The sequence below is a fragment of the Campylobacter sp. FU_520 genome (genome assembly GCF_025772385.1).
GTDB lineage: Bacteria > Campylobacterota > Campylobacteria > Campylobacterales > Campylobacteraceae > Campylobacter_D > Campylobacter_D lari_C.
Genome location: NZ_JAKMRZ010000025.1, coordinates 1 through 14,066 on the forward strand (window position 1 = coordinate 1; position 14,066 = coordinate 14,066).

General features: G+C 30.1%; 16 protein-coding genes and 1 pseudogene. 11 read left to right on the top strand and 6 right to left on the bottom strand.

Annotated elements, in window-relative coordinates; translation table 11 throughout:
• Positions 1 to 4: 4 nt before the first annotated feature.
• From L8W55_RS07385 to L8W55_RS07395, 3 genes are all read right to left on the bottom strand, one after another.
• Positions 5 to 226, bottom strand: coding sequence for a ribbon-helix-helix protein, CopG family (locus L8W55_RS07385; RefSeq protein ID WP_263678054.1), 222 nt, complete (start codon positions 224 to 226; stop codon positions 5 to 7).
• Positions 227 to 236: 10 nt separating this feature from the next.
• A complete protein-coding gene (locus L8W55_RS07390; protein WP_263678055.1) occupies positions 237 to 800 on the bottom strand; it encodes a bacteriohemerythrin in 564 nt (187 codons plus the stop codon).
• Between the two features lie 87 nt (positions 801 to 887).
• Positions 888 to 1,469 (bottom strand): bacteriohemerythrin, encoded by a 582-nt coding sequence (locus L8W55_RS07395; RefSeq protein ID WP_263678057.1) that lies wholly within the window; start codon positions 1,467 to 1,469, stop codon positions 888 to 890.
• A 132-nt stretch (positions 1,470 to 1,601) separates the two neighbouring features.
• Between L8W55_RS07395 and L8W55_RS07400 the strand changes: the two genes are divergently transcribed.
• On the top strand, positions 1,602 to 2,267 hold the full coding sequence (locus tag L8W55_RS07400; RefSeq protein WP_047208461.1) for a response regulator transcription factor: 666 nt from the start codon (positions 1,602 to 1,604) through the stop codon (positions 2,265 to 2,267).
• Positions 2,230 to 3,483 (top strand): sensor histidine kinase, encoded by a 1,254-nt coding sequence (locus tag L8W55_RS07405; protein ID WP_263678058.1) that lies wholly within the window; start codon positions 2,230 to 2,232, stop codon positions 3,481 to 3,483. The genes L8W55_RS07400 and L8W55_RS07405 overlap by 38 nt, the downstream gene beginning before the upstream one ends.
• Positions 3,484 to 3,485: 2 nt before the next feature.
• Here the strand turns inward: L8W55_RS07405 and L8W55_RS07410 are convergent, their stop codons facing one another.
• From L8W55_RS07410 to ribE, 3 genes are read right to left on the bottom strand one after another with little or no spacing between them, the layout of a single operon-like run.
• Positions 3,486 to 3,692 carry a hypothetical protein gene (locus L8W55_RS07410; protein WP_214135366.1) on the bottom strand — a complete coding sequence of 69 codons (207 nt, stop codon included), beginning with the start codon at positions 3,690 to 3,692 and terminating at the stop codon, positions 3,486 to 3,488.
• Between the two features lies 1 nt (position 3,693).
• Positions 3,694 to 4,362 carry a peptidoglycan editing factor PgeF gene (gene pgeF / locus L8W55_RS07415; protein WP_263678059.1) on the bottom strand — a complete coding sequence of 223 codons (669 nt, stop codon included), beginning with the start codon at positions 4,360 to 4,362 and terminating at the stop codon, positions 3,694 to 3,696.
• A complete protein-coding gene (ribE, locus tag L8W55_RS07420) occupies positions 4,326 to 4,934 on the bottom strand; it encodes a riboflavin synthase (RefSeq protein WP_263678060.1) in 609 nt (202 codons plus the stop codon). Before ribE ends, pgeF begins: the two co-directional genes overlap by 37 nt.
• A gap of 122 nt (positions 4,935 to 5,056) precedes the next feature.
• Between ribE and mnmG the strand changes: the two genes are divergently transcribed.
• The 9 genes and pseudogenes from mnmG to L8W55_RS07465 form a co-directional block, all read left to right on the top strand.
• Positions 5,057 to 6,907 carry a tRNA uridine-5-carboxymethylaminomethyl(34) synthesis enzyme MnmG gene (gene mnmG, locus L8W55_RS07425; protein ID WP_263678061.1) on the top strand — a complete coding sequence of 617 codons (1,851 nt, stop codon included), beginning with the start codon at positions 5,057 to 5,059 and terminating at the stop codon, positions 6,905 to 6,907.
• 162 nt (positions 6,908 to 7,069) lie between these two features.
• Positions 7,070 to 7,573, top strand: coding sequence for a ubiquinol cytochrome c oxidoreductase, 2Fe-2S subunit (locus L8W55_RS07430; protein ID WP_039618773.1), 504 nt, complete (start codon positions 7,070 to 7,072; stop codon positions 7,571 to 7,573).
• 1 nt (position 7,574) lies between these two features.
• Positions 7,575 to 8,819 (top strand): ubiquinol cytochrome c oxidoreductase, cytochrome b subunit, encoded by a 1,245-nt coding sequence (locus L8W55_RS07435; RefSeq protein WP_039618771.1) that lies wholly within the window; start codon positions 7,575 to 7,577, stop codon positions 8,817 to 8,819.
• A 2-nt stretch (positions 8,820 to 8,821) separates the two neighbouring features.
• Positions 8,822 to 9,949 carry a c-type cytochrome gene (locus L8W55_RS07440; protein WP_263678062.1) on the top strand — a complete coding sequence of 376 codons (1,128 nt, stop codon included), beginning with the start codon at positions 8,822 to 8,824 and terminating at the stop codon, positions 9,947 to 9,949.
• 173 nt (positions 9,950 to 10,122) lie between these two features.
• Complete coding sequence (gene rpsB, locus L8W55_RS07445) at positions 10,123 to 10,908, top strand: 30S ribosomal protein S2 (protein ID WP_012661799.1); 786 nt, start codon at positions 10,123 to 10,125, stop codon at positions 10,906 to 10,908.
• Positions 10,908 to 11,984: a translation elongation factor Ts gene (gene tsf, locus L8W55_RS07450; RefSeq protein WP_039626638.1), complete on the top strand. Its 1,077-nt coding sequence runs from the start codon at positions 10,908 to 10,910 to the stop codon at positions 11,982 to 11,984. Before rpsB ends, tsf begins: the two co-directional genes overlap by 1 nt.
• Positions 11,985 to 11,986: 2 nt before the next feature.
• Positions 11,987 to 12,622, top strand: a complete 636-nt coding sequence (locus L8W55_RS07455; protein WP_263678063.1) for an ABC transporter ATP-binding protein — start codon at positions 11,987 to 11,989, stop codon at positions 12,620 to 12,622.
• A complete protein-coding gene (gene fliR / locus L8W55_RS07460) occupies positions 12,609 to 13,379 on the top strand; it encodes a flagellar biosynthetic protein FliR (protein WP_263678065.1) in 771 nt (256 codons plus the stop codon). The genes L8W55_RS07455 and fliR overlap by 14 nt, the downstream gene beginning before the upstream one ends.
• Before the next feature lie 60 nt (positions 13,380 to 13,439).
• Positions 13,440 to 14,066, top strand: a pseudogene (locus L8W55_RS07465) (hypothetical protein); the annotation flags it as partial.

Sequence of the window (14,066 nt, forward strand, 5' to 3'; positions counted from 1 at the left end):
GGAGTTAGCATTTTAATTTTTTGATAATACTATCTAGCTTTTTACTATCTCCATCTTTTAGATCTTCTAAAGCTTCTATAGCTGGAGCAAAATCTTCCATCTCATCAAGATAATTTTCTAAAGCGTTGCGTAAAATTTCAGCTTTTTTCTTTTTAGAAAATTTCGCAGTTTGATTTAAGCGTTCGTAAAGTTCTTCTGAAAGAGTTAGAGTATATCTTTTATTCATTGTATAGCCTTTATTTTGGTCTTATTGCTTCTTGGCAAGTTTTACATTTATAATTTGTGTTAGTTGTTTGTATTTTTTGGTGAATTTCATAAGGAACTTTGTGAATTTTATCTGCACAAGAACAAATGTATTCATAAAATTCTTGCAATTCACCTAAGTTTGTATTTTTGTCTTTTTTGCTAAGTTGCGCTTGATGCCATTTTTCTATTTTCATATCTTCTCTTAAAATATGCTCTAAAAGCCATTTAGACGCAATAATATTGAGTTTTTCTTTTAAATCATTAGTACTTTTTAAATTTTGAATCAAATCTATCATGGATTGAATAATGCTTTTGTGAATTTTTTGATGATTAGCAAGTTCAGGATAGCCTATTTTCGCCATATATTTTTCTTCTTCGGCAAAATGTTCTTTCATATAATTGAAAAAATCCGCAAGTAAAAATTTAATCTGTCCTTTATGAATAGGTTTATCCGAAATCATCTCAACATTGGCAGCAAGTTCAAAAAGTTTTTGGTGCTGCTTGTCGATTTCTTCATTGTGAATACTATATTTGTCGCACCATTTTGGTAACATACTAAAACCCCTTGTTTGGTTTGTGGGAGAGTTCTTGATGTATTATAATTTACAATATTTTAAATTATGATTAATTTTTATTAAATTTCAGTTTTTTTCTTTACATAAAATTAAATTAGTAGAGCATTTTTTACATTTAAATTGTGCTTTAGAATATTGTATTTTTAAATGAATATCATAAGGGACTTTGTGGGTTTTTCCTTCACATTGACATTGATATAAAAATTTTTTTGGTTTTGGTTTTTCTTTTTCGAAGGTATCTGAAGAATTCTTTGCTTGTGTGCTTTGTCTCCAATGTTCTATCATCATATCATGCTGAATGATGTGTTCTATAAGCCATGAATTAACCACTATGTATAATTTTTCTTTTAGGTCATTGGTGCTTTTTATGCTTTGTATGAGTTTTACCATAGATTGTGTGATTTGTTTATGCATAAGTTTGTGTTGGTTTAAATAAGGATAATTAATCTCAGCCATATAGTTTTCCTCATCTTGAAAATGAATTTTAATATAGTGAAAAAAATCAGCAACTATCTTTTTAAGTTCTACTTGATAAATCGATCTATCTGAAATTTCTTCAACTCTAGTAGCAAGCTCGAAGAGTTTTTGGTGCTGGGCATCAATTTTTGCATTATTAATACTGTATTTTTGATCCCATTCAGGTAGCATAACAAATCCTAAGTACAAAATATAAAACGGTTAATATTTTATAAATATTTGGCTTTAACTCCGCTAAATTCACATTTAATTTACACAAAAAAAATATAATGTTTTAAGTAAAATATAATAAAAAGGTTAAAAATGGCCACACAAATTCTTTTGTTAGAAGATGATATTAATTTAGGGGAAATTGTTAGTGAATTTTTAGAAGAAGAAGGTTTTGTAGTTACTTTAGTAGATAATGCTCAAGATGCACAAGATAAAGCTTATGAGAAAAATTTTGATTTATGGATTTTAGATGTAAAAGTTCCACAAGGTGATGGTTTTAGTGTGCTTAAAAATTTAAGAGAGGCAGGTAAATACACACCGGCTATTTTTATGACTTCATTAAATACTACTATGGATTTGCAAAAGGGATTTGAAAGCGGTTGTGATGATTATATTAAAAAGCCTTTTGAATTGCAGGAGTTAAAAATAAGAATTAATGCTATTTTAAAGCGTTCTTTTGCTCATAAAAATGAAGATTATGAAGACTTAGGAAATGGTTTTAAATTTGCTTTTGTTTCGCAAACTTTATACCAAGATGACAAGCCTTTAACCCTGCCTTTAAAAGAATTAAAGCTTTTATCTTTACTTTTAAAAAACAAAGGTAAATTTATAGATACTGCTTGTATTTTTGAAGAAATTTGGGAGTATGATCAAGAGCCAAGCGAACTTAGTTTAAGGGCTTATGTAAAAAATTTACGAAAAATTTTAGGTAAAGATAGCATTGTCAACCAAAGAGGAAGAGGGTATTGTTATGTATGAAGCCAAGCGCGTTGCATGGCAAATTCTTTCTTTGTATTTAGTAAGTATAGGAAGTGTTCTTATAGTGCTTTTTGGTGTATGGTATGCAAAGTTAATAGAAGAATTAGTAACTGAGCATAGCATAAAATTAAGACAAGAACACCGTTTTGTAATTTTACAAATGGAAAAATTACGTTTTGAGCCTATAGAAAAAGGTGCTAGAAAAATTGCTCAAATTTCTAATATAAAATTTGCAATATTCGATAGAACAAAAGTTTATTTTTCTAACCTAGATTTGCCCGCTCAAACAACTTTTTTTAAACTTAATAATGCAAATATTTATAATAATAACACTCTAATTTATGTAGCTGATGTGAATTTAAATAATTTATTGCTTGCAAACGCGCAAAGTCAAAATGCTTTAGAAATTTTAGGTGATGTTAATCGTTTGAGGGTTTTAGTACAAGGTGATGATATTTCTAAAGAGCTTGGATTTATAAGGTTTAAAGTAGCTTTGGCTATGGTTTTTTCTTTGATTTTTGTAAGTATAATGGGGTATTTAATCCTTAAATTTGCGCTCAAGCCTTTAGAAATGAGGATAAGATTTTTAAATAATTTTATAAAAGATACTACTCATGAGATTAATACGCCAATTAGTGCGATATTAATGAGTGTAGAGAGTTTGGAAAGAAAAAAGAATTTTGAAGAAATTAAGGCTTTAAAGCGTGTAAAAATAGCGGCTTTGACTTTGAGTCATTTGTATTCAGATTTAACTTTTTTAAATTTTTCTCAAGCTTATGAAGCTAAAAAAGATTGGATATTTTTAAAAGATTTGATTAAAGAAAGAATGGAGTATTTCAAGATATTTTTGGAGCAAAAAAATATCGACTTAGAGCTTAGCTTGGAAAATGATGGAAAAATTTATGCTAACAAAGAGCAGTTTTTTAAAATGTTTGATAATCTTGTTAATAACGCTATAAAATATAATATAAAAAATGGTTATATTAAAATAACACTTTTAGAGCAAAAACTTATAATAACAGATAGTGGTTGTGGTATAGCAAAAGAAAATTTGGCTAATATTTTTGAACGTTATTCAAGATTTAATGAAAATCAAGGTGGTTTTGGTATAGGGCTTTCTTTGGTAGATAAAATTTGTAAAGAGCATAATATAAAAATAAAAGTAGAAAGTGAACTAAATAAAGGAACAAAATTCATTTTAACTTGGAAAAATTAAAATTATTTATTGCTCATTTTAGCCTTTTCTTTAGCATTTATAAGCGTTGTGATAAATTCATTTAAATTTTTTGTATCGTTTTGATTTAGAGTTTGTGGGGTGTGGTTTAGCATTTGAGTGATTAAAACTTCGTTGCTTAGGTCGTTATCGCCAAATTCTCTAGCCTTTTGTAAAAGTTTCAAAGCAAGTAAATTTTTTACTTCATACATTTTAATCCTTTAAATAAATCACGCTAGCAATGCGCTTTGGAGTTTGGTTTTTTCTATAAGAAAAAAATCTCTCATCATCAAATGTGCAAAGATTGATATCAAAAATATCATTAATACCTAATTCTTTTGCTTGAAATTTAACTAATGCTTTTAAATCAAGCTTATTTTCATGTAAAAAAGGTGCAAAATTTTCTTTGCTATAATTTAAAATCTCGCCATTAATTTCATAATTTTTAGCACAAATTCCTGCTGAAATGATGAGTTTTAAATTCTTTGTTTGAGTGTTAAAGCTTTTTTGCATTTTTAAAACAGCTTCTTTTAAGATATTTTCAAAACAACCTTTTCTACCTGAATGCAAAGCTGCTACGGCTTTATTTTCATTATCATATAAAAGCAAAGGCAAGCAATCAGCACTTAAAATACACAAAGCTATATTTTTTTCATTGCTAATTATCCCATCAGCGTTAAAATGAAAATCTTTATTATAATGAGTGATGATATTAGAATGAATTTGATTTAAAAATATACACTTTTTTATTGAATTTTCCCAAGGAAAAATATTATCATGAAATTTTGCTCTAAAAATATTATAATCTTGATCAAAAGCTACAAAAGCTTTTGCAAAATCATTTTCTAATAAAGTGATGTAATTTTGTCTATTTGTTGCCATGAGATTTCTTTTTTATAATTTAATTGTCTGTGTATATATCTTGCCAAAAGATCGCTTTCTATATTCACGCGTCTTCCTATGGTGTAATTTTTAAACAAGGTTTCATTAAAGGTTACGGGAATGATAGTTAAACGAATATCATCTTTTAAAACTTCATTGATAGTTAAGCTCACCCCATCTATGGCTACACTTGCTTTATTTGCCATATAAATTTGTATATCATCAGGACATTTAATATAAAAATCAACCCCATTTTCCTTTTTAGAAATATTAGTAATTTCACCTATACCATCAATATGTCCTTGCATTAAATGTCCATCTATTCTATCGCCATAAGCTAGTGCAGGTTCAATATGTACATAATCTTTTAAATTTTCAATAGCTATGTGAGTTCTTGTTTCATAAGAAAGTTCAAGGTTAAAACCATCATCAAAAAGTTTTGTTACGCTCAAACACGCACCATTAACTGCTATGCTATCACCTAGTTTTGGTTTGTAGTTTGCTTTTAATCTTAAAGTGTTGTTTTGATATGATTTGACAAAGGCTAATTCGCGGATTAATCCATTAAACATTCAATACCTTTAATTTTTATGAGATTTTATCTAAAACTTTTAAATTTCAAAAAGTATTTTTAGTATTTTATTTTAAAAAATATTATATAATTTTTGCCTTTTTATAAAAATGAGGTCAAAATATGTATGATATAATCGTAATAGGTGGCGGGCATGCTGGAGTTGAGGCTAGTGCTGCTGCCGCTAGAATGGGTAAAAAAACTTTACTTTTAACTACTTTAATCGAGCAAATTGGTGCTGCAAGTTGTAATCCCGCTATAGGCGGTTTAGCAAAAGGACATTTGGTAAAAGAGCTTGATGCTATGGGTGGACTTATGGGACAAATTACTGATGAGGCTGGAATTCAATTTAGAATTTTAAATGAAAGCAAAGGTGTTGCAGTGCGCGGAAGTAGAGCGCAAATTGATATGGACGCTTATAGAATTTGTGCTAGAAATAAGCTTTTAAAACTTGAAAATTTAGAAATTTCTCAAGAGCAAGCTTTGTCTTTACTTATAGAAAATGATGAAGTTAAGGGTGTTAAAACTAATTTAGAAAATACATATTTTGCCAAAAAAATCATACTTACAACAGGAACTTTTTTAAACGGACTTATCCATATAGGTGAAACCAAGCTTCAAGCAGGTAGGGTAGGTGAGCTTGCGTCTGTAAATTTGGGAGATTACTTAAAACAAAGTGGTTTAAAAGTAGGAAGATTAAAAACAGGAACTTGTCCAAGGGTTGACGCTAAAAGTATTGATTTTAGTGTTTTAGAAATTCAACCCGGAGATGAAAACCCTAAAGCTTTTAGTTTTAAAACGAAAAATTTCAAGCCTAATCAACTTCCATGTTATATAGCAAGAACAAATTTAAAAACACATGAGATTATAAAAAGTAATTTTTATCGTGCTCCGCTTTTTACAGGGCAAATTGAAGGTATAGGACCAAGATATTGTCCTTCTATAGAAGATAAAATTAATCGTTTTGGTGATAAAGAAAGTCATCATTTATTTATAGAGCCACAAACTAAAGATGCGACAGAGTATTATATTAACGGTTTTTCTACTTCTTTACCTTATGAAGTGCAAATTGCGATGTTAAGAAGTATAAAAGGTTTTGAAAATGCTAAAATCACGCGTTTTGGTTATGCTATAGAGTATGATTACATTGATCCAACAGAGCTAAAGCATACTTTAGAAACTAAAAAGATTAAAAATTTATATTGTGCTGGACAAATTAATGGAACTACTGGTTATGAGGAAGCTGCTGCGCAAGGTTTTATGGCAGGAGTAAATGCGGTTTTAGCAATTGATGAAAAAGAACCTTTTGTGCTAAGGCGTGATGAAGCTTATATAGGGGTGTTGATTGATGATTTAGTGATGAAAGGCACCAAAGAGCCTTATAGAATGTTTACTTCAAGAGCTGAGTATAGACTGCTCTTAAGAGAAGAAAATGCTATTTTAAGACTTGGAGAATATGGATATAATTTTAAACTTTTAAGTCAAGAAGATTATGCATATATTGATAATATAAAACAAAATGTTGACAAAGGACTTGAGTTTTTACTTCAAACTACATGGACACCAAGTAAGCAAAATAATGAATTTTTACAAAGTATTGAAGAAGAAAAGATCACTTCAATAGTGAGCTTGCAAAAAATTGTTGCAAGAGCTAGTTTTAATATAGAAAAATTAAAAGCTTTAGATGAAATGTTTAAAAATATGGATGAGTATTCTTTAAATGAAATTTTAAATGAAGCAAAGTATTATCATTATATAGCAATGCAAAAAGCACAAATTGAAAAAATGAAAAATTTAAATGATTTGAAAATTCCTGAAAAATTTGACTTTAAAAGTGTGAGTGGATTGAGTAATGAAGTGGTGGAAAAACTGCAAAAATTTAATCCACCAACTATTTTTGCTGCTTCGCAAATTAGCGGTATTACTCCTGCTGCTTTGGATATTTTACATATTTATATCAAAATGAAAAAATAAACTAATTTATATAGTATCTATTGCCTTAAATAAAATAGATACTATCTTTTTTAAACAAATACTTTTATATCTTAAACAAGGCTTTTTGTATCAAAGAAAAAATTTATCATTTTTTAGATAAACTGCTATGCTTTACATACAAATCAAAACAAAGGAAGTAAAATGGCTACATCTGAAAGTAGACGAAGCTTTATGGGCTTTGCCTTTGGAACAGTAGCTGCTGTGGGTGGTGCTTTTTCATTAGTTGCAATGAAAAAAACATGGGATCCGCTCCCAAGTGTAAAAGCAGCAGGTATTACTACTGTAGATCTTTCTGGTATGAAAGAGGGCGAGCTAAGAACAATTGAATGGCGTAAAAAGCCTATATTTATCTTAAAAAAAGATGCAGATATGGCAAAAGATAGCAATAGAGATGTTGTTGTAGGTGATGTTGCTTATACTGTAGTTATTGGTCTTTGTACGCATTTAGGCTGTATTCCAGCTTATGCTCCAAGTGAAAAATTATTTAAGTGTGCATGCCATGGTGGCGAATTTGACACCAGTGGTAAAAATGTATTTGGTCCTCCTCCAAGACCTTTGGACATTCCTCCTTTTAGAATTGATGGAACAAAATTAGTATTAGGCGAAGAAGGTCCAGAATATAAAAAAATGATCGCGGAGGCTTAATATGGCACAGATAAAAAAAGCAAACGGTATTGTAGATTGGCTTGATCAAAGACTAGCTGTAAATAAGCTTTTTAATGTTTTAATGGCTCAATATTGGATACCAAAACAAATTAACTTCTTATGGGCAATGGGTGTTATTTTAACCACTCTTTTTGCTATTTTATTTATTTCAGGTTTATTTTTGGTAATGTATTATAAGCCAGATGTGGCTTTGGCTTTTGATAGCGTAAATAAAACTATCATGCAAGAAGTAGAGTATGGTTGGCTTTGGCGTCATATGCACGGTGTGGCTGCTTCGGTTGTATTTTTAATCATATATATTCACATGCTAACAGGAATTTATTATGGCTCTTATAAAAAGGGTCGCGAGATGATTTGGATTAGTGGTATGCTTTTATTTGTTGTATTTTCAGCAGAAGCATTTAGTGGGTATATGCTACCTTGGGGACAAATGAGCTTTTGGGCTGCTCAAGTTATTACTCAGCTTTTTGGTGGAATTCCTTTTATAGGTGATGCATTGGTTATTTGGATAAGAGGAGATTTTGCAGTTTCAGATCCAACTTTAACTAGATTTTTTATGCTACATGTATGTTTATTGCCTATTGTAATTTTGGCAATTATTGCATTCCACTTTTATTCTTTAAGAATTCCTCATGTAAATAATGAAATCTCAGAAGAAATTGATTTTGATTTAGAAGCTGAAAAATATTTAGCAGGTGATACAAAAGGTTCTAAAGTTATTCCTTTTTGGCCAGGATTTTTAGCTAAAGATTTTATGTATATTGCACTATTTATGATTTTCTTCTTTTACTTGGTATGTTTTAAATTTAATTTTGCAATGGATCCAATCAATTTTGACCCAGCAAATTCTTTAAAAACACCTCCTCATATTTATCCTGAGTGGTATTTCTTGTGGAGTTATGAAGTTTTAAGAGGATTTTTCTTTGATGTTGGAAGCATTAAGGCTTTTGATATAGGACTTGCAGCATTTGGTATAGCACAAATTATTTTCTTCTTGTTACCTTGGCTTGATAGAAGTGATGTTGTAAAACCAGCACACGAAAGACCAATGTTTTTTGTATGGTTTTGGGTATTATTGATAGATTTAATTGTACTAACAGTTTATGGAAAGCTTCCTCCAACAGGAATTAACGCTTGGATAGGATTTTATGCTTCTATGGTATTTTTACTATTATTGTTAGTGGTCTTACCAATTATTACTATCATGGAAAGAAAAAGGGGCTAATAATGAGAGAATTAAAAATATTTTTTGTAGTTGTCTTTTTCACAGGTTTAGTTTATTGGGGGGTTGAGCCTTATGCACATTCAGTGATGAATCCTCCTTCAACTCCGGTTAATTTTGACTTTGCAAAAGCTGATGCAGAATTTACCAAAGGTGAAGTTGCTTTAAAAGAAAAAGCAGCAACGGATGCTAACGCTTCAGGAAGTGAAAAAGCTATAGCTAATGCTCAAAAAGCATTAGAGCTTGCTAAAAGCCAAGAAGAAGCTACTAAGCAATTATGGGAAAAAATCGCAAAAATCGATTTTAGCAAAGGTAATGTACAAAAAGGAAAAGAGCTTTTTGAAGGAAATTGTATTGCATGTCATGGTGTAAAAGCTGCTGGAATTCCTGCTACTATCACAGATTCTTCTTTAGGTGTAACACCTCCTGATTTAAGTGATGCGGGTGCTATTTATGATGAGAAATTTTTAACCGCACTTATCATTGATCCGGTTAAAGCTTTGCAAATTTCACATAAATTTAATGATGAAAATCCATTCTTAATGCCTGCTTATCCTTTAAGTGGCGATGAAGCACAAGATAATCAAGATTTAGCAGACTTAATTGCATTCTTTAAAAATACAGCTAGTGAATATGAAAAAGAATTTGATGCAAAATTAAAAGCTGATTTAGAAGAAAAATATGCTAAAAATCAAGAGCTTTCAGAGCAAGCAAAAACGGCTTTAATTGCAAAAGAATTTGATTTTGCTAAAAATAAACATACGTTTGAAAATGCTTGCGGAAGATGTCATGATGTAAAATATGATGGCTTTGTTTCAAGCTCAAATATGACTGATTTAAAAAATTATCTTGGTATGACGCCTCCAGATTTATCTATGATGATTCGTTCTAAAGGCGCGCATTATCTTGAAATTCTCATTAACGAACCTCAAAAGAAAATTCACGGTACTGCTATGCCAAGAGTTGGCTTAAATGAAAAAGCACAAACTCAAGTTATTAATTATCTTGAAAAAGTTGGTGATAGTAAAAAAGAAGAAAGAGAGCAAACAGGAATTTATATTATGATATTCTTTGCTATCTTAAGTATTTTTGCTATAGGTTGGAAAAGATCAGTTTGGTCTAAACTACACTAATTTACTCAAAGAACGCCTTGTGGCGTTCTTTTTCTTCAATAATAAGCTAAATATAAAATAAAATTTGATATAATATTTTTTCATTTCACACGCATTAATTTCCTTATTAGGTTGCTTATGGGTTAAAGAATGCGGAGGAATAAACCTAATTATTTTATTTCAAGGAGAATTTCATGGTAAGCATGAGAGATTTATTAGAGTGCGGTGTGCACTTTGGACACCAAACAAGAAGATGGAATCCAAAAATGAAAAAATTTATTTTTGGTGAAAGAAAAGGTATTTATGTAATTGATTTACAAAAAACACTTAGATACTTTAGATATACATATAATATCGTTCGTGATGCTGCTGCAGAAGGTAAAACAATTTTATTTGTTGGTACTAAAAAACAAGCAGGTGGAGCGATTAAAGAATATGCTGAAAAATGCGGTATGCCTTATGTAAATCACAGATGGCTTGGTGGTATGATGACTAACTTTGGAACTATCCGCCAATCTATTAGAAAATTAGAAGTTATAGAAAAAATGGAAGAAGATGGAAGCATTAAACTTTTAACTAAAAAAGAAGCATTAATGCTTACTAGAAAAAAAGAAAAGTTGTTAGCATATCTTGGTGGTATTAGATATATGAAAACTCAACCTGATATGATTTTTGTTATTGATACTGTTAAAGAAAAAATTGCAGTACAAGAAGCTAATAGATTAAAAATCCCTGTAGTTGCTCCGCTAGATACAAACTGCGATCCTGACTTAGTTGATTTCCCAATTCCAGGAAATGATGATGCAATTCGTTCGGTTCAACTTTTCTGCCAAGAAATGGCTGAAGCAATCAATGAAGGTAAAGCATTAAGAGAGCAAGATGGTGAAGCAAATGAAGAACAACCAATCTCTGAAGAAGAAAAAAAAGAAGTTTTAGAAGAAGCTATGAGTGAAGAAGATTTTGAAGGAGATAAAGAATAATGGCTGAAATCACTGCACAAATGGTAAAAGAACTGCGCGAAAGTACTGGCGCAGGTATGATGGATTGTAAAAATGCTCTAAAAGACACAGATGGTGATTTTGAAAAAGCAGTGCAACTTTTAAGAGAAAAAGGACTTGGAAAAGCTGATAAAAAAGCTGATCGTTTAGCTGCTGAAGGTTTAGTAAGCGTAAAAGTAAGTGATGATTTTAAATGTGCAACTGTAAGTGAAATTAATTCAGAAACTGATTTTGTTGCTAAAAATGAACAATTTATCGCTTTAACAAAAGATACAACAGCGCATATTCAAGCTAAAAGTCTTCAAAATGTTGAAGAATTACATTCAAGCGAGATTAATGGTGTTAAATTTGAAGAGTACTTAAAAAGCCAAATTGCAACTATTGGTGAAAATTTAGTTGTTAGAAGATTTGCTACTTTAAAAGCAGGTGCTAATGGCATAGTAAATGGCTATATTCATACTAATGGTCGTGTTGGTGTGGTTATTGCTGCAGCTTGTGATAGTGAAGCTACAGCTAGCAAGTGTGGAGAATTTTTAAAGCATATTTGTATGCATATTGCTGCAATGAAACCAAGTTATCTATCTTATGAAGAACTTGATATGGATTTTGTAGAAAATGAATATAAAGCTTTAGTTGCTGAGTTAGAAAAAGAGAACGAAGAAAGAAGAAGACTAAAAGATCCTAATAAACCAGAGCATAAAATTCCAAAATATGCAAGTAGAAAACAATTAACTCAAGAGGTAATTCAAGCAGCTGAGGAAGCTATTAAAGCTGAGCTTCAAGCACAAGGAAAACCAGAAAAAATTTGGCCTAATATTATCCCAGGTAAGTTAAATAGTTTTATTGCGGATAATTCTCAACTTGACAGCAGACTTACTTTAATGGGTCAGTTTTATGTAATGGATGATAAAAAAACTATCGAGCAAGTAATTGCTGATAAAGAAAAAGAGCTAGGCGGAACTATCAAAATAGTTGAATTTATTCGCTTTGAAGTAGGTGAAGGCCTAGAAAAGAAAACCGAAGATTTTGCTGCTGAAGTTGCTGCGCAAATTGGTTAAAAATGGAACTTTTAAAAGCGGAAAATTTAAGCCATAGTTTTGATATTCCGCTTTTTGAAAATTTAAATTTTGCTGTAAATGCAAAAGATTGTATTGCAATATGCGGAAGTAGTGGATGTGGTAAATCCACTCTTTTGCATATTTTATCTACCTTATTAAAACCTCAATCAGGAAAAGTTTTTTATAATAATCAAGACTTATACGGTTTAAATGATGATGCTTTGCTAGAAATTCGTAGAAAAGATTTTGGAATTATTTTTCAAATGCATTATTTATTTAAAGGTTTTTTGGCTTTTGAAAATATAGAACTTGCGAGTGTTTTAAGCGGACAGAATATTGATTATGAATTATTAAAAAAACTTGATATTGCAGATTTAATGAATCAAAAAATCACAAAGCTAAGTGGTGGACAGCAGCAAAGAGTAAGCATAGCTAGGGTCTTAAGTAAAAGGCCAAAGATTATTTTTGCTGATGAAGCTACCGGAAATTTAGATTTTAAAAATGCTTTAAATGTAATGGATATTTTGATTGATTATATCAAGAAAAATAACGCAGCTTTGATTTTTGTTACGCACGATCAAGAGCTTGCTAAAAAATGTGACAAGGTTTTTCACTTAAACAATCATGGAATTTGTTAAATATTTAGGCGATGAAAATGTAATTATTTTCATGCTTTTGTTTGCTAGAATGAGCGGGTTATTAGTTTTTTTCCCTTTTTTTTCTCACAATAGTATACCTTTGGTGGTAAAAACCACCTTAGCTTTATTTTTAACAATGTTTTTATATCCCTTAGCAAAGCTTGAGGGCAATACACCTGATTCTTTTTTTATTTTATATCTTTTAAGTGAAGTGCTTTTTGGTATGATGACAGGGTTGATTTTGCAAATGACTTTTGCTATTTTGCAAATGGCAGGTGAGCAGGTTTCTTTTACCATGGGATTTTCTATGGCTAGTGTTATGGATCCTACAACTGGTACAAACACACCTGTAATCTCACAAGTTTTAAATTTATTGGCTTTACTTGTATTTTTGGCCTTTGATGGACATCATTTAGTTTTGCTTTTTATATCTAATTCATTAGAATATATTAGTTTAGGTGGGTTTTATCCACATGAAAATTTAATGCTTTATTTAAATAAAGCCATGGTAAATATTTTTGTACTTGGTTTTTCTATGGCTTTTCCAGTTTTGGCTATATCTTTATTATCAGATGTGATTTTTGGTATGCTTATGAAAACTATGCCACAATTTAATCTTTTAGTGGTGGGGTATCCTATTAAGATATTCTTATCTTTTGCAGTGCTTATTGCTATTTTGCTTATTATGATGCAGTATTTTAAAAATTTAACAATGAAAAGTTTTGAGCATATGGAATTATTATTTTTTAATATATAAGCAATAAATAATTAAAAATGTTTTAAAATAAGATATTTCTTTAATTTTGGGAGATGACAGATGAAGGTTTTGCTGATAAATTCTAATACGGCTGTTTCAAAGCTAATCAGTTTAGGTGTTCAAAAATTAGGTTATGATTTTGAAGAAATTACAAATACTGAGGAGCTTGGAGAATTTTATGATGTTATTATCATAGATCATGATATTGAAGCTAATTTAGATGATTTAAAAAGCAAATGTAATAGATTGATTTGTTTATTACCTAGAAATCAAGAGCAAGTAGAAGGCGTAGAATGTTTATATAAACCTTTTTTGCCAACTGACTTTATAGAGCTTTTGGGTGGTGAAAAAACTTTAAATGAAGATAAAAATAATACTTTAGAAGAAGATGAATTAAATTTTGACGATGATATTTTAATTGATAAAGATACACCTTTGGATGGAAATGAACTTTTAGCTGGTATTGACTTGTCTGAGCATGAAGAGAGTTTAAGTGAAGATGATTTAAGTTTGCAAGAAGAATTTTTTGAAGAAAATTTAGATGATGAATTAAAAGTTGACAATATACCTGAAACAACAGATGTATTAGTAGATGAAAAAAAAGATGATTTGACGTTGCTAGATGATTTACATGGAGAAAATATAGAAGAAAATATAGAAGAAAATATAGAAGAAAATATAGAAGAA